Annotated in this window: 17 protein-coding genes; 9 read left to right on the top strand and 8 right to left on the bottom strand. The window is 71.0% G+C overall.

The window, feature by feature from the left end; translation table 11 throughout:
- Positions 1-55: 55 nt before the first annotated feature.
- Entirely contained in the window at positions 56-496 is a 441-nt protein-coding gene (gene mce / locus J8N05_RS34790) for a methylmalonyl-CoA epimerase (RefSeq protein ID WP_107021276.1), read from the bottom strand.
- A 148-nt stretch (positions 497-644) separates the two neighbouring features.
- Between mce and J8N05_RS34785 the strand changes: the two genes are divergently transcribed.
- From J8N05_RS34785 to J8N05_RS34775, 3 genes are all read left to right on the top strand, one after another.
- On the top strand, positions 645-1847 hold the full coding sequence (locus J8N05_RS34785; RefSeq protein WP_210889769.1) for an acetyl-CoA C-acetyltransferase: 1203 nt from the start codon (positions 645-647) through the stop codon (positions 1845-1847).
- A gap of 40 nt (positions 1848-1887) precedes the next feature.
- Entirely contained in the window at positions 1888-2844 is a 957-nt protein-coding gene (meaB, locus tag J8N05_RS34780) for a methylmalonyl Co-A mutase-associated GTPase MeaB (RefSeq protein WP_210889768.1), read from the top strand.
- A gap of 358 nt (positions 2845-3202) precedes the next feature.
- Positions 3203-4441, top strand: a complete 1239-nt coding sequence (locus J8N05_RS34775) for an MFS transporter (RefSeq protein ID WP_210889767.1) — start codon at positions 3203-3205, stop codon at positions 4439-4441.
- Between the two features lie 22 nt (positions 4442-4463).
- Here the strand turns inward: J8N05_RS34775 and J8N05_RS34770 are convergent, their stop codons facing one another.
- The gene (locus J8N05_RS34770; RefSeq protein ID WP_210889766.1) at positions 4464-5198 is read right to left on the bottom strand and encodes a PepSY domain-containing protein; all 735 of its coding nucleotides are present in this window, start codon (positions 5196-5198) and stop codon (positions 4464-4466) included.
- A 144-nt stretch (positions 5199-5342) separates the two neighbouring features.
- Here J8N05_RS34770 and J8N05_RS34765 point away from each other — a divergent pair, with 144 nt between their 5' ends.
- Both J8N05_RS34765 and J8N05_RS34760 read left to right on the top strand, forming a co-directional pair.
- Positions 5343-6008, top strand: a complete 666-nt coding sequence (locus tag J8N05_RS34765) for a response regulator transcription factor (RefSeq protein WP_210889765.1) — start codon at positions 5343-5345, stop codon at positions 6006-6008.
- The gene (locus tag J8N05_RS34760) at positions 6005-7462 is read left to right on the top strand and encodes a sensor histidine kinase (RefSeq protein WP_210889764.1); all 1458 of its coding nucleotides are present in this window, start codon (positions 6005-6007) and stop codon (positions 7460-7462) included. The genes J8N05_RS34765 and J8N05_RS34760 overlap by 4 nt, the downstream gene beginning before the upstream one ends.
- 116 nt (positions 7463-7578) lie before the next feature.
- Here the strand turns inward: J8N05_RS34760 and J8N05_RS34755 are convergent, their stop codons facing one another.
- The 4 genes from J8N05_RS34755 to J8N05_RS34740 all read right to left on the bottom strand — a co-directional run bounded on the left by J8N05_RS34755 (position 7579) and on the right by J8N05_RS34740 (position 10214).
- Positions 7579-8055: a MarR family winged helix-turn-helix transcriptional regulator gene (locus tag J8N05_RS34755; RefSeq protein ID WP_107021269.1), complete on the bottom strand. Its 477-nt coding sequence runs from the start codon at positions 8053-8055 to the stop codon at positions 7579-7581.
- 92 nt (positions 8056-8147) lie between these two features.
- The gene (locus J8N05_RS34750; RefSeq protein ID WP_210889763.1) at positions 8148-8933 is read right to left on the bottom strand and encodes an AIM24 family protein; all 786 of its coding nucleotides are present in this window, start codon (positions 8931-8933) and stop codon (positions 8148-8150) included.
- The gene (locus tag J8N05_RS34745) at positions 8930-9580 is read right to left on the bottom strand and encodes an AIM24 family protein (RefSeq protein ID WP_210889762.1); all 651 of its coding nucleotides are present in this window, start codon (positions 9578-9580) and stop codon (positions 8930-8932) included. The genes J8N05_RS34750 and J8N05_RS34745 overlap by 4 nt, the downstream gene beginning before the upstream one ends.
- A gap of 1 nt (position 9581) precedes the next feature.
- Entirely contained in the window at positions 9582-10214 is a 633-nt protein-coding gene (locus J8N05_RS34740) for an AIM24 family protein (protein WP_210890576.1), read from the bottom strand.
- Between the two features lie 178 nt (positions 10215-10392).
- Here J8N05_RS34740 and J8N05_RS34735 point away from each other — a divergent pair, with 178 nt between their 5' ends.
- From J8N05_RS34735 to glxA, 4 genes are all read left to right on the top strand, one after another.
- The gene (locus J8N05_RS34735) at positions 10393-10737 is read left to right on the top strand and encodes a DUF3817 domain-containing protein (RefSeq protein WP_210889761.1); all 345 of its coding nucleotides are present in this window, start codon (positions 10393-10395) and stop codon (positions 10735-10737) included.
- Entirely contained in the window at positions 10734-11027 is a 294-nt protein-coding gene (locus J8N05_RS34730; RefSeq protein ID WP_210889760.1) for an MTH1187 family thiamine-binding protein, read from the top strand. The genes J8N05_RS34735 and J8N05_RS34730 overlap by 4 nt, the downstream gene beginning before the upstream one ends.
- Positions 11028-11387: 360 nt before the next feature.
- Positions 11388-13175 carry a glycosyltransferase family 2 protein gene (locus J8N05_RS34725; RefSeq protein ID WP_210890575.1) on the top strand — a complete coding sequence of 596 codons (1788 nt, stop codon included), beginning with the start codon at positions 11388-11390 and terminating at the stop codon, positions 13173-13175.
- A 54-nt stretch (positions 13176-13229) separates the two neighbouring features.
- The gene (gene glxA, locus J8N05_RS34720; RefSeq protein ID WP_210890574.1) at positions 13230-15179 is read left to right on the top strand and encodes a radical copper oxidase GlxA; all 1950 of its coding nucleotides are present in this window, start codon (positions 13230-13232) and stop codon (positions 15177-15179) included.
- 34 nt (positions 15180-15213) lie between these two features.
- Here the strand turns inward: glxA and J8N05_RS34715 are convergent, their stop codons facing one another.
- Positions 15214-16266: a glycoside hydrolase family 6 protein gene (locus J8N05_RS34715; RefSeq protein ID WP_210889759.1), complete on the bottom strand. Its 1053-nt coding sequence runs from the start codon at positions 16264-16266 to the stop codon at positions 15214-15216.
- A gap of 128 nt (positions 16267-16394) precedes the next feature.
- Positions 16395-17378, bottom strand: a complete 984-nt coding sequence (locus J8N05_RS34710) for an ArsR/SmtB family transcription factor (protein ID WP_210889758.1) — start codon at positions 17376-17378, stop codon at positions 16395-16397.
- Positions 17379-17382: the final 4 nt, after the last annotated feature.

Here is a 17382-nt window from a genome sequence, read left to right as displayed (position 1 = left end):
CCGCCCCGAAGAGGCGACGGCCGTGCCCAACCCTACCGGCCCAGATATACGGAGGTCAGTGCTCAGGTGACTCAACTGGCGCCGAAGTGACCAGTTCTGTCAGGACGCCATGACAATCCTTTGGGTGCAGAAAGGTGATCCTGGAGCCCATCGAACCCCTGCGCGGCTCGTCGTACAGCACGCGTACGCCCTTGTCCCGGATGCCGGCCGCGTCGGCGTCCACGTCCGCCGTGCCGAAGGCGATGTGATGTACGCCCTCACCGTTCTTGGCCAGCCACTTTCCGACCGCGGAGTCCTCGCGGGTGGGTTCCAGGAGCTGCAGGTAGGAGGCGCCCCCGTCGGACGTCTCATTGATCTTGAGCATGGCCTCGCGCACGCCCTGCTCCTCGTTGACCTCGGAGTGGTACACCTCGAAGCCGTACGTGGCCCGGTAGAACTCGACGGTCGCGTCGAGGTCGAAACAGGCGATCCCGATGTGGTCGATTCGCGTCAGCATGCTGTCAGTGCAGCGCTCCGGAGACGGTTACGCAACGTGCGCGCGATCACACGACGGGCCGGATGACGGCTGGCCTACCGCTCAGTACCTTCTTGAGTAAACCCTCGTTCACTCCTCGGCTGTGCAAGCTGGAAGGGGATCGCTCCTCATGTCTGGAACGAACAACACCACCTCCGTCATCGTTGCGGGTGCACGCACCCCGATGGGACGGCTGCTCGGCTCCCTGAAGACCTTCTCGGGAGCCGACCTCGGTGGATTCGCGATCAAGGCCGCCCTCGACCGTGCGGGCATCGGCGGCGACCAGGTGCAGTACGTGATCATGGGCCAGGTGCTCCAGGCCGGGGCAGGGCAGATCCCGGCACGCCAGGCCGCCGTCAAGGCGGGCATCCCGATGAGCGTCCCGGCGCTCACGATCAACAAGGTCTGCCTGTCGGGCCTCGACGCCATCGCGCTCGCCGACCAGCTGATCCGCGCCGGTGAGTTCGACATCGTGGTCGCGGGCGGCCAGGAGTCGATGACCAACGCCCCCCACCTGCTGCCGAAGTCCCGTGAGGGCCACAAGTACGGCGCGATCGAGATGCTCGACGCGATGGCGCACGACGGGCTGACCGACGCCTTCGAGAACATCGCCATGGGCGAGTCCACGGAGAAGCACAACACCCGGCTGGGCATCCTGCGCCCCGAGCAGGACGAGATCGCCGCCCTGTCCCACCAGCGGGCCGCCGCCGCGCAGAAGAACGGCACCTTCGAGGCGGAGATCACCCCCGTCGAGATCCCGCAGCGCAAGGGCGAGCCCGTCGTCTTCAGCCAGGACGAGGGCATCCGCGGCGAGACGACCTCCGAGTCGCTCGGCAGGCTGCGCCCCGCCTTCGCCAAGGACGGCACGATCACGGCCGGCTCGGCCTCGCAGATCTCCGACGGCGCCGCCGCCGTCGTCGTCATGAGCAAGGCCAGGGCCGAGGCGCTCGGCCTCGACTGGATCGCGGAGATCGGCGCCCACGGAAACGTCGCCGGACCCGACAACTCTTTGCAGTCGCAGCCGTCGAACGCCATCCAGCACGCCCTGAAGAAGGAGGGCATCGGCGTCGAGGATCTTGACCTGATCGAGATCAACGAGGCCTTCGCCGCCGTCGCGGTCCAGTCAATGAAGGATCTCGGCGTGTCCACGGAAAAGGTGAACGTCAACGGCGGCGCCATCGCGCTGGGCCACCCGATCGGCATGTCCGGCGCCCGGCTTGTCCTGCACCTCGCCCTCGAACTGCAGCGGCGCGGCGGCGGCGTGGGCGCGGCGGCGCTGTGCGGTGGCGGCGGCCAGGGTGACGCGCTGATCGTGCGGGTACCCAGGGCCTGACCCGCACTGTGGGCCGGCCGATCGACCGAACGGAGCTGTGATGCAGGACGTCCCCTCGCTGGTGGCCGCGGCCAGGGAAGGCCGGCCGCGGGCCGTGGCCCGGCTGATCTCCCTGGTGGAGGGGGCGTCCCCGCAACTGCGCGAGGTGATGGCCGCGCTGGCCCCGCTCGCGGGCAACGCGTACGTCGTGGGCCTCACCGGATCACCCGGCGTCGGCAAGTCGACCTCCACGTCGGCGCTCGTGTCCGCCTACCGGCGGCAGGGCAAGCGGGTCGGCGTCCTCGCCGTCGACCCGTCGTCGCCGTTCTCCGGCGGGGCGCTGCTCGGCGACCGCGTCCGGATGTCGGACCACGCCTCGGACCCCGGCGTCTACATCCGCTCGATGGCCACCCGCGGGCACCTCGGCGGGCTCGCTTGGGCCGCGCCCCAGGCGGTCCGGGTGCTCGACGCGGCCGGCTGCGACGTCGTCCTCGTCGAGACCGTCGGCGTCGGTCAGTCCGAGGTCGAGATCGCCTCGCAGGCGGACACGTCCGTGGTCCTCCTCGCCCCCGGCATGGGCGACGGCATCCAGGCGGCGAAGGCCGGAATCCTGGAGATCGGCGACGTGTACGTGGTCAACAAGGCCGACCGGGACGGGGCCGACGCGACGGCACGTGAGCTGAACCACATGCTCGGGCTCGGCGAGTCCCGTGGCCCGGGGGACTGGCGGCCGCCCATCGTCAAGACGGTGGCCGCGCGCGGGGAGGGTGTCGACGAGGTCGTCGAGGCGCTGGAGAAGCACCGGGCGTGGATGGAGGAGCGGGGGGAGCTCGCCGCGCGGCGGCTCGCGCGCGCGTCCCGCGAGGTGGAGACGATCGCGGTCACGGCGCTGCGGGAGCGGATTGCCGACCTGCACGGGGACCGGCGCCTGAGCGCGCTCGCGGACCGGATCGTCTCGGGCGACCTGGACCCGTACCGGGCGGCGGACTCGCTGGTACGGGACCTGACGAGCGCTTGAAGGCTTTTTCCTCGCCCCCGCCGCCCCTACCCGTTCCCGTCCACGCATGGGGGCTGCGCCCCCTCGCCCCCCTTATCGCGCTGCGCGCTCGTCCTCAAACGCCGGACGGGCTGGTAGTCAGCCCCTCCGGCGTTTGAGGAGCGGGGGTTCGGGGGCAGCGCCCCCGAGACAGGGACGGGAACGGGTAGGGGCGGCGGGGGCGAGGAAAGGGCTGCTACCTTGACCCCCGTGTTCCTCCACATGGCATAGGGCCCGCCCATGACCCGCGCCGGCAGCGCCCCCGCGCAGCCCCCGCGGCCCCAGGCGACCCCGAAGCCCGGACGCCCTCACAGGGCGCCCCCTCCCTGAGGAACCCCGCATGAACGCGCCCACGACGCGGCCCACGTACGCCGCGGTACTCCGCACGCCCCACACCACCCGCACCTTCACCGCCGCCCTCGTCGCCCGGCTCTCCTACGGCATGGTCGCCCTCGGCGTGATGCTGGCGGTGAGCGACGCCACCGGCTCGTACGCCGCCGCCGGCATCGTCGTGGCGCTCTTCGGCGCCGCGAGCGTGTTCCTGTCGCCCGCGCGGGCGTCCCTCGTCGACCGGTACGGCCCGCGCCGCGCCCTGGTCCCGATGGCCTCCCTGTACGCCGCCCTGCTGGGCACCCTGGCGGCGGTGAGCTGGCGCCCGGGAGCCCCGGTCCTGCTCCTCGCGGCGGTGGCCGTCGCCGCGGGCGCGTGCACCCCGCCGCTCGGTCCCACCATGCGGGCCGTATGGGGCGAACTCGTCACGGACCGAAGGCTGTTGCAGCGCGCCTACAGCCTGGACGGGGTCGCCGAGGAACTGCTGTTCGTCTCCGGCCCCCTGCTCGTGGGGCTGGTGGTGGGCTTCGCGCCCCCGGCCGCCGCGGTCGCCCTGAGCGCGCTGCTGGTGGGGCTCGGCACCGCGGCCTTCGTCACGTCCCCCGTGGTCAGGGGCGTCACCGTGCACGCCGCCCACGCCGGGCGGCGGACCCGCCTCGGGCGCGGGCTCGTACAGCCGGTCGTCGCCGCCGCGGGGGTCGGGCTCGCGCTCGGCGCCGTCGACCTGCTGGTGCTGGCCTTCGCGGAGCAGGGGCACCACGGCGAGCACACCGTCGCCTGGGTGCTGGCCGCGCTGTCCGCGGGCAGCGCGGTCGGCGGACTCCTGAACGGCGCCGTCGACTGGCGTGCGCCGGCCCGGCTGCGGCTTCCGCTGCTGGCGGTCGGGCTCGCCCTCGCGCTGGGCGCGGCGGGGCTCGCGCCGGGCCTCGTGACGCTCTCCGCCGCCGTGGCCGTGGCGGGCCTGTTCGTCGCCCCGGCCCTCACCACGGCGTACCTGCTCGCCGACGAGAGCGCCCCGCCCGGTGCCCGGGTCCGGGCCGGGACATGGGTGAACACCGCCGTGAACGCGGGTTCCTCGGCCGGAGCCGCGGCCGTCGGCCTGCTGGTCGGCCGACTGCCCCTGGCGGTGTGCTTCGCCGTCTCGGGCGCGATGGCCCTGGTCGCCGCGCTCGCCCCGTGGCACGGCGGGCACGACAAGGCGGCCTCCCCGGCCACACGGACCGGGGAGGCCGCCGAACTCGTCAAGTGATGTCGGCTGATGCCGGCCGACGTCAGTCGTCGGAGCCGTCGTCGTCCGAGTCGTCGTTGTCGTCGTGGTCGGAGGAGTTGTCGTCCGACGAGGTGTCCGCGGTGACCTTCGCGGACCTCGGGTCGACCTTCCACTCCTTCTCGGCGCCGTTCGCGGCGGTCGTGTCGACGTCCCACGCGGGGGTACGGCCGTCGTCGTCGAGCTCGACGGAGGTGACCGTGCCCTTCGCGGCGGCGGCCCGCGCGGCCTCCACGGCGGTGACGGACGAACCCTTCAGCGCGGCCCGGGCCTCCGCCGTGTCGTCGGCGTCCTCCTGCTCGGTGTGCGAGCCGAGGACCTTGCCCGTGCCCGGGTCGATGCTGACGCTGTGCCAGGTGCCGCCCGAGGACAGCACGTCCACGTCCCACACCAGGCTGCTGCCCTCGTCGTCCAGGTCGGCCGAGACGGCCGTACCCCGCACGCTCTTCAGCGCCGCCGTGATCGCGTCGGCCGCCGTGACCTTCGCCGCCTTCGCGTCGGCGGCGTCCGCGGCCCGCTCGGCCTTGTCGTCGGCCTTGTCGTCGTCACGCCCGTCGCGGTCGTCGTCGGCGGAGTCGTCACGGTCGTCACGGTCGTTGCGGTCGTCGTCCGCGGCCCGCACGCTGGACTGCTTCACCTGGGAGTCCCCGCCGTCACCCGTGACGGCGAGGGCCGTCGCCGTCCCGCCTGCGACGAGAGCGGCGGCGGTGACGGTGGCGATGACGATGTTGCGCTTCATGGGGATTCCTCCGAGATCATCGGCTTCGACCGGGGTCGAGCGTCTTCGGTGCGTTTCGACGTGTCCCAATCTGGCCGACCGACGCTGAAGCGGACCTGAAGCAGCCTGAAGGCTTCTTCAGGTTCGGTTTGCGACTCTTTACGCATGCGCCTGTTGATCGTGGAGGATGAGAAGCGGCTCGCCCTGTCGCTCGCCAAGGGCCTGACGGCCGAGGGGTACGCCGTCGACGTGGTCCACGACGGCCTGGAGGGGCTGCACATGGCCGGCGAGGGCTCGTACGACCTCGTCATCCTCGACATCATGCTGCCCGGCATGAACGGCTACCGGGTGTGCGGCGCCCTGCGCTCCGCCGGGCACGACGTGCCGATCCTGATGCTCACCGCCAAGGACGGCGAGTACGACGAGGCGGAGGGCCTGGACACCGGCGCCGACGACTACCTCACCAAGCCGTTCTCGTACGTCGTCCTGGTGGCCCGGGTGAAGGCGCTGCTGCGCCGGCGCGGGCCCTCGGGCGGGGCGTCGCCCGTGCATGTGCTCGGTGACCTCAAGGTCGACACCGCCGCCCGGCGCGTCCACCTCGGCGAGGACGAGATCGCCCTCACCACCAAGGAGTTCTCGGTCCTCGAACAGCTCGTCGTGCGGGCGGGCGAGGTGGTGTCCAAGGCGGAGATCCTCGAACACGTCTGGGACTTCGCGTACGACGGCGACCCCAACATCGTCGAGGTCTACATCAGCACGCTCCGCCGCAAGCTGGGGGCCGCGCTGATCCGGACCGTGCGCGGCGCCGGCTACCGCCTGGAGTCGCGATGAGACGCGTCCTCGGGTCCGTACGGGCCAGGGCCACCCTCGCCGCGAGCATCGTGGTGGCCGTCGCGCTCGCCGCGGCCGGCGCCGCCGTCCTGCTGTCGCTGTGGACCAACCTGAGCGAACAGGCGGGCACGGAGGCGGAACGGGCCGCCCAGAAGGTCGCCACCGACATCGCGTCCGGGCAGGCCTACGGCGACCTCTCGCTGGACAGCGACGACCAGCCGGTCCAGGTCGTGGACGGGGCGGGGAGGCTCGTCGCCGTCACCGAGGACCTGGAGCGGATCAGCGGCACGGGCGTCGACCGCGTCACGCCGCAGGCCCCCGGGGCCGTGACCGGCGATGACGACGACGATGACGGCGACGACGGCGGCAGCGACGACGACCCGCACGAGGCCGGCGAACTCGGCGAGGCCTCCTTCAGCGACGGCTCCGCGACCATCGACGGCGACACGGCGGACTACCGCTTCGCCGCCGTGCCGGTCGAGGTGGAGGGCAAGGGCACGGTCACCGTGCACGCCGGTGCGCCGCTGACCGCCGAACAGGAGGCCGTGAGTACGGCCCTGACCGTCATGCTCATCGGGTTCCCGCTGCTGCTGGCCGTGGTGGCCCTGGTGACCTGGCTGGTCACCCGGCGGGCGCTGCGCCCCGTCGAGGGCATCCGCGGCGAGATGGCCGCGATCACCGCCTCCGAGGACCTCACCCGGCGGGTCCCGGTGCCGGACACGCACGACGAGGTCGCCCGGCTCGCCCGGACGACCAACGAGACGCTCGCCGCCCTGGAGCAGTCCGTGGAACGCCAGCGCCGGTTCGTCGCCGACGCCTCGCACGAACTGCGCAGCCCCATCGCCTCCCTGCGCACCCAGCTGGAAGTGGGCGCCGCGCACCCGGAGCTGCTCGACGTGGGAGGGGCCGTCGAGGACACCGTACGGCTGCAGCGGCTCGCCGCCGACCTGCTGCTGCTCGCCCGGCTCGACGCGGGGGAGCGGCCGGCGGACGCGCGGTTCGATCTGGTCGCGCTCGTCCGTGACGAGGCCGGACAGCGGACCGGGGACCGGATCGCGGTGTCCGTGGCGGCGGACTCCGTGGACCGTCTGGAGGTGAGCGGGTCCCGCGGGCAGCTGGCGCGGGTGCTCGGCAATCTGCTGGACAACGCCCAGCGGCACACCCGGTCGTCGGTCTCCGTGAGCGTGCGGCGGGCGGGGGAGTGGGCGCTCCTGGAGGTCGCCGACGACGGCGAGGGGGTGCCTGCGGCTGAGCGTGAGCGGGTCTTCGAGCGGTTCGTGCGGCTCGACGAGGCCCGTGCCCGGGACGACGGTGGGGCGGGGTTGGGGCTTGCCATCGCTCGGGACGTGGCTGTGCGGCATGGTGGTTCGCTCACCGTGCGGGAGGCTGTGGCGGGCGGAGCTCTGTTCGAGCTGCGCCTGCCGTGGCCTGAGCGGCCTGCTGGTGGCCGGTGATCAGCCTGCGGGCCCGGTGGGGGCTGGTCGCGCAGTTCCCCGCGCCCCCAAAAAAAGCAAAAGATTGAGCAGTTCCCCGCGCCCCTGAGGGGGCGCCCCCGACGGGGCGCCAGCTGTCAGGGGCGGCCTCGTTGGGTGCGTAGGTGTTCTGCGATCGGGGTCAGGGATTTGTGGAGTTCCTCCAGGGCCTCCGGTGAGAGGAGGTCGATGAAGTGGCGGCGCACGGAGCCCACGTGATGGGGTGCGACCTTCTGCATCGTCTCCATGCCGTGGTCCGTGAGCACCGCGAACAGCCCGCGGCGGTCGGACTCGCAGTTCTCACGCCGGACCAGGTCCGCGTTCTCCATGCGGGTGATCTGGTGCGAGAGGCGGCTCTTGGACTGGAGGGTGGCGGACGCGAGGTCGCTCATCCGCATCCGTACGCCCTCGGACTCGGAGAGGTTCACCAGGATCTCGTAGTCGTTCATCGTCAGGCCGAACGGCTGGAGGTCCCTTTCGAGCTGGTACGTCAACAGCCTGTTGACCTCCAGGTGGGTGCGCCATGCGCACTGCTCCGCATCGGTCAGCCAGCGAGTGGCCGTCTCGGTCTCCATGAATCAAGTCTACCTAAAAGGTTGAAAGGCGAACTAGTGAGGGTGGTGTGACGACGTGCACACGTTCGACGTCACACTCTGCAGACTACCGCTCACAGCCCGAAGCGACGCTGGAGGTCCCCCAGCTGTCCGGGAAGACGCGGTGCGCCGCCCTGCTGCCCCTGATGGCCGCCGCCGGGCACTCCCGGCTCGTTCGGCACCGCCCCCGCCGCCTGCTCCGCCATGAGTGCCTCGCTGGACTGCAGCAGCACCGTGCCGGCCCCCACGAACTCGAACTGGTGCTCCTCGCCGGAGGCCCCGCCGATGCCCGTCATCGCACGTAGACCGCCCATCAGGCCCGTCATGTAGCCGTGGTCGTAGTGATGGCAGGGCGAGGGGCAGTCGGCCCAGCCGACCAGGGCCTGCGGGTCGACCCGGATCGGGGGTTCCATGAACACCACGGGGCCGTTCGAGGCGGCGACGAACTTGCCCGTTCCGATGAGCGTCAGGAAGCCCGGCACGATCGACTGCTTGAGCGCGAGACTTGGCTGAAAAGCGAGGAGGTTGCCCGAGCGAATGGTCAGGTTGCCCTCCTCCAGGTCGAAGGAATTCACGTCGAAGGCCCGGTCGGCGAGCAGCATCTTGCCCGAGCCGGACGCCACCACCCAGTCGCTCGCGTGCAACGGCGAATGGAACGACGTTCGCACGAGGCGGTCGAGGCGGCCGTGCCCGATGCCGTTGAACTCCATCGAGCCGTAGTAGGCGATCATCTTCCCCTTCTGCAGGAACCACTCGCTCCCTTTGAGCTCCACGCAGAAGGTGTACGCGTTCACGTTGTCGTCGACCGGCAGGGTCGCCGGGTCGTGGATCACGGGGCCCGTGCCCGGGTAGGTGGTCACAGCTTCTCCTCCGACGCCTGCACGTACACCGCGCCACTGCCGCTCAGCTCCAGCTGGAAGGCCTCGCCCGAACCGCGGCCGACCAGATCGCGCAGACCGAGCGCGCTGGACAGTTTGTTGCGGACGTCCCCGTGGTGGGCGACGTACGCCTGCGGGTCGACGTGCACCGGGCGCTGCGGGCTGATGGGGACCTCGATGACCCCGCCGTGGGCCATGACGGCGACGGAGCCGTGGCCCTTGAGGGTCGTGGTGAACAGCCCCTGCCCCGTCACCTGGCCGCGCACCATGCCCATGACGCCGCCCTGCGAGCCCATGAACATCGTGCCCTGCGTCAGGGTGCCGTCGAAGGCCAGGAGCCGGTCCGCCTCCACGTACAGGGTGTCTCCTTCGAGGGTGATCACCTGGATGTGGTGGCCGCCGTGCCCGAACAGGACCGTGCCGGAGCCCTCCACGGTCATCAGGGGCGCCGCCTCGCCGGCCGCCCGGCGGCCGATCATCGACATGACGCCGCCCTGCCCGCTCTGCAGGTTGGGGGTGAAGGAGACCTCGCCCTTGTAGGCGAGCATCGCGCCGCGCTGGCTGAACAGCTTCTGGCCCGGTGCGACGGTGGCCTCGATCATCTTCGAGTTGATCTCACGGAAGGGCATGTCACACGTCTCCCGCGATCGAGTTGCGCTCACTGGGCTGGACGTAGACGACCCCGTCGCCCTCGAAGCGGATCTGGAAGGCCTCGCCGCCGCCCTCGCCCATGAACGTGCGGAACGTCACGCCCGACTGGAAGGACTGCCGCAGATTGCCCTGATGGGCGATGTACGCGCCCGGGTCGACGGTCAGTGGGTACTGCGAGCTGACCCGCAGCACGACCGCCGGGCCGTCGGACATGATCGCCGCCTGGCCGTGGCCCTCGATCGTCGTCGTGAAGAGCCCGTTGCCCTGTGAGGCACCCCGCAGTCCCGTGAAGGACGTGCCCGTGCGCAGGCCCGAGTCGGTCGCCAGGAGGTTGCTCGACTCGACGAAGAGCTTGTCGCCCTGGAGGCTCACGAGGTTGATCTCGCTGGCCCGGTCGGCGAACCAGCACGTGCCCTGGCCCTTCACCTCCATGAGGGTCATCTGCTCGCCGGTGATCCGGCGCGTCACCATGCCGCGGATGCCTTCGCCGCCGCCGCTGAGTTTCTTGAAGGCCATCTGACCGTCGTACGCGACCATGGAGCCGTTCTTCGCCTTCACGGCGTCGCCGGTCATGTCGACGGCCAGCACCTTGCTGCCTTGTAGTCGGAACATCGCCACGAAGTGAAGGTAGCGGGCGGGCCGTCTCCGCCGACAGGTCCCACGGGTGGAGAACGACCCGGAGTGTCCCCCTAGGGGCCTCGTCGCGGGACCCCTGAGGCGGTCCGCCGGCACTCCAATGCCACAATGGGCGAACGCTTGTGCTCTCATTCACAAACATCGAAGGTGACCCGTGGACATCAAGACCGCCTCCGCCCTCCGCCGCCTCCGCCTGGTCTCCGGCCCGGAAGCCGTCTCGTTCCTGCTGCTGCTCGTCTGCTCGGTGCTGAAGCGGACCACGGACTTCAACGCGGTGCCGGTGATGGGCATGGTCCACGGCGTGCTCTTCGTCCTGTACGTGATCTTCTGGGCCGACGCGTGGAACCGGGCGAAGTGGGGGCTGAAGACCGCGGCGCTCTACTTCGTGCTGTCCGTGCTGCCGACGGGCGGCTTCTTCGCCGAGCGCAAGCTCAAGGGTGAGGCCGAGGCCGCGGTCATCAAGTCCCGCGCGCGCAACGAGGGGATCGTGGGCGCATGATCGTCGCCTTTTCCGTGACGCCGCTCGGGGTCGGGGAGGACGTGGGGGAGTACGTCGCCGACGCGGTGCGGGTCGTTCGTGAGTCGGGGCTGCCGAACCGGACGGACGCGATGTTCACTTCGTTGGAAGGGGAGTGGGACGAGGTGATGGACGTCGTGCGGCGGGCGGTCGCGGCGGTTGAGGCGCGGGCGCCTCGGGTGTCGCTGGTCCTGAAGGCGGACATCCGTCCGGGGGTGACGGACGGACTGACGTCCAAGGTGTCGACGGTGGAGCGCCACCTGTCCGTGTGACGCGGTCGCTTGGGTCCCGGGTGCGGCCCGGTGGGGGTGGCCCGCGCAGTTCCCCGCGCCCCTGAAGGTGCGTGGCGCTGCGGGGTTCGTTCCCGGCTGCGGCCCGGTGGGGGCCGTTCGCGCAGTTCCCCGCGCCCCTAAAAGCAGCCCGCCGACAGCACCCCAATCCTTTAGGGGCGCGGGGAACTGCGCGGCCAGCCACACACAACCCGCACCCGACCACGCAACCCCCACCCGACGACGCAACCCCCCAACCGTCGGAGACAACACCCACCTGGACCCCCTCCGTTCGACACGCCGACGTAATGCCACTTTTGTGTGGGTATCGGCTTGTTCGATCACTGGGCACTGGAGGGCGCTGTGCGGCCGGAGGGCTACGACTACGACACCCACAGCAGGTTGGCCGGACCGCTCACGGAGCCGTCCGGCTCGGCCTACCGGGTGCAGTACACCAAGCTCCTGTCGAGCGAGCCGCACCGAATACGAGCCGTCCTGCTCATGACGCTCGCCCCGGTGCTCACCGGACTCCTGCTGGTCTATCTCGTGTGGCCCACCCACTGGGTGGAGCGCGAGGGCGGAGCCCGCTGGCTGGTCGGCCTCGACATCACGATGCTCGTGGCGATCGGCCTGATCGAGCTCTTCATGGTCGTCAACGTCGTGTCGATCGCGCACGCGACGATGGTGGCCAGGGATCCCGTCCCCGTCACCCCCGCCGAGGGCACCCGCGTCGCCTTCCTGACCACCTTCGTCCCCGGCAAGGAACCGCTCTCGATGGTCCGCGCCACCCTCGAAGGGGCCGTCAGGGTCACCCACACCGGTCCGCTCGACGTCTGGCTTCTCGATGAAGGGGATGACGAGCAGGCCAAGGCGCTCTGCGAGGAGCTGGGCGTCCGGCACTTCACCCGGCACGGTGTTCCGGAGTGGAACAGGGCCAAGGGCGTCCACAAGACCCGTACCAAGCACGGCAACTACAACGCGTGGATCGCGATGCACGGCGGCAGTTACGACTTCTTCGCCTCCGTCGACACGGACCACGTCCCGCTCCCGGAGTTCCTGGAACGGATGATGGGCTACTTCCGCGACCCGGACGTCGCCTTCGTCGTCGGACCGCAGGTGTACGGCAACTACACCACCCCCGTCACCAAGGCGGCCGAGTCCCAGCAGTTCCTCTTCCACGCGCTGATCCAGCGCGCCGGCAACCGCTACCGCGCACCCATGTTCGTCGGCACCAACAACGTCGTACGGATCGCGGCCGTCAAGCAGGTCGGCGGCCTGTACGACTCCATCACCGAGGACATGGCCACCGGTTTCGAGATGCACCGGCACAAGAACCCGAGGACCGGTCACCACTGGCAGTCCGTCTACACCCCCGACGTGCTCGCCGTCGGTGAGGGCCCCGCCTCCTGGACCGACTTCTTCACCCAGCAGATGCGCTGGTCGCGCGGCACCTACGAGACGCTGTTCAAGCAGTACTGGAAGGCACCCTTCTCGATGCCGCCGGGACGGCTCTTCTCGTACACGCTGATGCTCGTCTACTACCCGATGACGGCCGTCAACTGGCTGCTGGGCATTCTGAGCTGCGTCCTGTTCCTGTGCTTCGGGGCGTCCGGTACGCAGGTCTCGGCCTCCATGTGGCTGATGCTCTACAGCGACGCCGCCGCACTCCAGGTCGGGCTCTATCTGTGGAACCGGCGGCACAACGTCTCGCCGCACGAACCGGAGGGCTCGGGCGGGCTGGCCGGTATGGCGATGTCGGCCCTCTCCGCGCCGATCTACCTGAAGTCCCTCGGCGCGGCCCTGATCCGCCGTCCCAGCCGGTTCGTCATCACCCCCAAGGGCGGCGACACCAGCCCCGACCGCGTCGCGACCTTCCGTATCCATCTCTTCTGGGCGGCGGTCCTGACGTCGTCCCTGGTCGCGTCGTTCGTGCTCGACCACACCCACGCGGCCATGCGCACCTGGGCGGTCCTCGCGCTGGCCATCTCCCTCGCCCCGGTGGCGGTGTGGACCGCGACCCGTGCCAGGGACCGCAGGGCGCAGCGGCACCTCGTGCCCGCCGTCCGGATCGGCGAAACGGCCGAGCCCGCCCCGGCCCTCGCGGGCAGCGCCGCCGGAACGGTCTCCAGCAGTACGACAGGAGGTAGCTAGGCCATGGCCCACCGGCCCTTGAAGAAGGCGTCCGTGAAGAACGCGTCACTGAAGATGACGCTCTCGAAGAAGACCCAGAAGCGGCTGCTCGGCGTCGGCGGCGTCGCGCTGCTCGCCGGACTCAACGCGCCGGCCGCCATCGGCTTCGCCTCGGAGCAGTACTACGAATACAAGATCGCGCAGCCCGGCTACCAGGCGAAGTACGGCTCGTGGAAGCAGCTCGACATCCCGAAGGAGTTCCGTACCAACGCCATCCACGCGGCGCTCCTGCACACCGGCAAGGTGCTGATCGTCGCGGGCTCCGGCAACGAGCAGAAGAAGTTCGACAAGGGGTCCTTCGACACGATCCTGTGGGACCCGAAGGCCGACACCTTCAAGAAGATCGCCACACCGGCCGACTTCTTCTGCGCCGGACACGCCCAACTGCCCAGCGGCCGCATGCTCGTGGCCGGCGGCACGGCCCGCTACGAACTGCTCGACGGGGAGGTCGAGCGGGCCGGCGGCGGTATGCGGGTGAAGAACGAGAACCCGGACAAGGCCATCGCCCTCAAGAAGGGCACCCGTTTCCGCTCGCCCTCCGGCGTCGAGTACATCAGCCGTGTCGACGTCACGGTGCCCAAGGCCAAGCGCACCCAGGAGATCACCTACAACAAGGCCGGCGTCATGCAGCCCTGGAAGACGAAGGTCAAGGCGAGCGAGGCCCGGGTCTTCGTCGAGGCCACCGAGGACGGCCCGGCGCCGGTCACGGACAAGCGCGCCCAGTACGAGATCCTCGGCCTCAAGGGCAAGGACGCCGACAACACGTACGGCCTCTCCGAGAAGATCACCATGGAGAAGCAGGACTTCCAGGGGATCAGGGCCGCCTACGAGTTCGACCCGACGGCGGAGAAGTACGTGCCGGTCGAGCCGATGGACAAGGCCCGCTGGTACCCGACGCTGGTCGGGCTCCAGGACGGGAAGGTGCTCGCGGTCTCCGGGCTCGACGACGTCGGCGTGATCGACCCGGGCGACAACGAGATCTACGACCCGAAGACGCAGAAGTGGAACCCCGGGCCCAAGCGTTACTTCCCCACCTATCCGGCCCTCTTCCTCACCAAGGGCGGCAAGCTCTTCTACCCGGCCTCGAACGCCGGCTACGGGCCCGCCGAACTCGGCCGCGACGCGGGTCTGTGGGACCTGAAGACCAACAAGTTCCAGAAGGTGCCGGGGCTGAGCGACCCGGACGAGACGGAGACCTCGACCTCGCTCCTGCTGCCGCCCGCCCAGGACCAGAAGGTGATGATCCTCGGCGGCGGCGGGGTCGGCGAGTCCGAGAAGTCGACCTCGCGCACGGCCGTCGTCGACCTCAAGAAGGAGAACCCCGCCTTCGAGGACGGCCCCGACCTGCCGCAGGGCACCCGCTATCTGAACAGCGTGATCATGCCGGACGACTCGGTGTTCACGTCCAACGGCGCCAAGGACTACCGGGGGCGCGGCGCCAGCAACATCCACAAGGCGCAGTTCTACGACCCCAAGTCCAACTCGTTCCGTACGGCCGCCTCGCCGAAGGTCGGCCGCAACTACCACTCCGAGGCGCTGCTGCTGCCCGACGGCCGGATCGCCACCTTCGGCTCCGACCCGCTCTTCGACGACCAGCAGAACACCAAGCTCGGTCACTTCGAGCAGCGCATGGAGATCTTCACCCCGCCCGCCCTGCACAAGAACGGCAAGGGCCGCCCCGTCCTCGGGGACGGACCGCAGGAGGTGGACGGCGAGGGCCGCGCCACCTTCGCGACCCGGCACCCGGAGAAGGTCGTCAACGCCCGGCTGATGCGGCCGAGCGCGGTCACGCACACCACGGACGTCGAACAGCGGTCCATCGCGCTGGAACTCACCAGGTCGAAGGACTCGGTGACCGTGGCCGTACCCAAGGACCGGACGCTGGTGCCGCCCGGCTGGTACATGCTGTTCGTGTCGGACGCGGACGGGACACCGTCCGAGGCGAAGTGGGTGCAGGTGAAGTGACGTACCGAAGGGCTGCCCGCGGCGTCCGGGCGACCTACCGGGGCTCGGAGTTGCGGGCCAGGCCCAGCGCGTAGTCCGCCCACCACTGCCCGGCCGCGGGGCCGCCCCGGCACTGCCCGTCCGACTCCCCGGGCCGCTTGATCCACAGGTAGGCGTCCACGACCGGGTCGCCGGTGTCGGTGGTGGGCGGGGTGCCGAGCGCCCGGCCCGGCGGGTTGCACCAGGCCTGCGCACGGTCGCCGCGCAGCGGGCCGTTGCCGTTGCGGCTGGTGTCCACCACGAAGTGCTTGCCGCCGAGGGCCTCCGAGAGGCGGCGGCCGTACTCCTTGGTGATCCCGTCGGTCTGGAAGTTGGAGACGTTCAGGGCGAAGCCGTCGGCGTTCGCGACCCCGGCCCGCCCGAGGGGTTCGACGAGCTTCCGCGGCTCCTCGATCCAGTCCGGGTTGCCCGCGTCCAGGTACACCTTCGTGTTCGGCTGGGCCTTCAGCCGCACGATCGCCTCGGAGAGCAACTGCTCGCGCTGCGCGTGGTACTCGCCCGGTGTGCAGCCGTCCACGATGTGGGCGACGGCGTCCGGCTCCAGGACGACCAGCGCGGGGCTGTCGCCCAGGGCTCCCGCGAACCGGTCGATCCAGTCCCGGTAGGCGGCGGCGTCGCGCGCCCCGCCCGCCGAGTGCTGACCGCAGTCGCGGTGCGGGATGTCGTACGCGACGAACACGGGCGTCCGCCCGTCCTTGGCGGCCGCCCCCGTCGCCTCCCTGATCCTCGACTCGGGGTGGTCGCCCGCCGGCCACAGCGCCGCGGGCCGGTCCGCGATGCGCTTGAGCAGCCGGGCGTCGTTCCCCCTGCCCTGCCGCTCCCACGCCCGGGCCTGCCGGGCCGCGGGGCTCTGCGGGTCGACCCAGAACGCGGAGCCCGCGGCGGGGTTCGCGGCGCGGGTCTCCCGGACGGCGGCGGCCGGGCCGTCCCCGTCCGAGGACGGGGACGAGCAGCCCGTCACGAGTCCCAGCGCGGCGGACGCGGCGGACGCGACGAGCACGGCGCGCGCCGCGCGGGTACGGGTTCGGGTACGGGTCGGCCGGTACATCCTGCCCCCTTGGGCGAAGGTGACCGTCAGTGACGGTTTTCCGGCCATCGTGACATAACGGGCCTATCGGTCAGGGGTGCGACACCGCGAGGCCGCCACACCGCGAGCCCCCGCCCCCTTTCGGCCCGTCAGGCCCCGCCCGAGGCCAGCGCGATGCCGAGCGGTGTCCTCTCGTACAGCACCTGGTGCCCGTACCGGTGTGCGACGAGCAGGCCCGCGTCCCGCAGCGTCGACAGATGCGCGGAGACGGACGAGGGCGCGAGGCCGAGGCGGTGCGCGAGGGCCGTGGTGGAGGTGGGTTCCGCGAGCGCGGCCAGCACGGCGGCCCGGCCCCGGCCCAGCAGCCGTACGAGGGCTTCGGGTGTGCGGTCGGACGGCTCGGCCCACAGGCCCCCGATGCCGCGCGCCGGGTAGACCAGCGCCGGCTGCCAGGGCGGGTCGAAGCCGCTCACCACGTCCGGCCAGGTGAAGACGCTGGGCATCAGCACGAGCCCCTGGCCGCCCAGTTCGCGTACGTGCTCGCCCCGTGAGTCGACCGTGAGCCTGCCCGCGTCCCAGGCGACCCGCCGGTCCAATTCCGGGAGCAGTCCGGCGAGGCCCACCTCGGCGAGGCGCCGGGAGTGGAAGGCGATGTCGGCCTCCAGGAGGGCCCGCAGCCTCGGCCAGGCGGGTTCCACGAGGGCGTGCCAGGCCGCCTCCGTCGTGTCCGCCAGCTCCCGTACCGCGCGGGCGGGGTCGGCGAGCATCGCCCGGCCGGCCGGGGACTCGGTGGCGCCCGGGGTGTCCGCGAGGGAGATCGCGAGTTCGGTCCGCGCGAGCTCGGGGTCCGTGGCGCGCACGGCGGCGATCTCCTCCTCGAACGTGGCCGCGGGCCCGATCGGAGGGGGCATCAGACAGTCCGGGCTGTTCCCGCGCTGCGGCATCAGCAGCCACAGCGGCTCCAGGTCCAGCTCGGCGGCGGCCGAACGGATGCGGCGCAGCCAGGCGGGGTGGTAGCCCTGCCGCTCGGGGCGCCGCAGGGTGCGTACCGCCTCGTGCGTCTCCCACAGGGGCGACAGCGCGAAACGGCAGTTGAGGAAGTCGTCCTCCCCGAAGTGGAGGTGGTACGGCATCACG

This window comes from Streptomyces liliiviolaceus (assembly GCF_018070025.1).
Lineage (GTDB): Bacteria > Actinomycetota > Actinomycetes > Streptomycetales > Streptomycetaceae > Streptomyces > Streptomyces liliiviolaceus.
The sequence above is the reverse complement of the archived record's forward strand: the minus strand, read 5'-3'. Positions and strand labels throughout refer to the sequence as shown.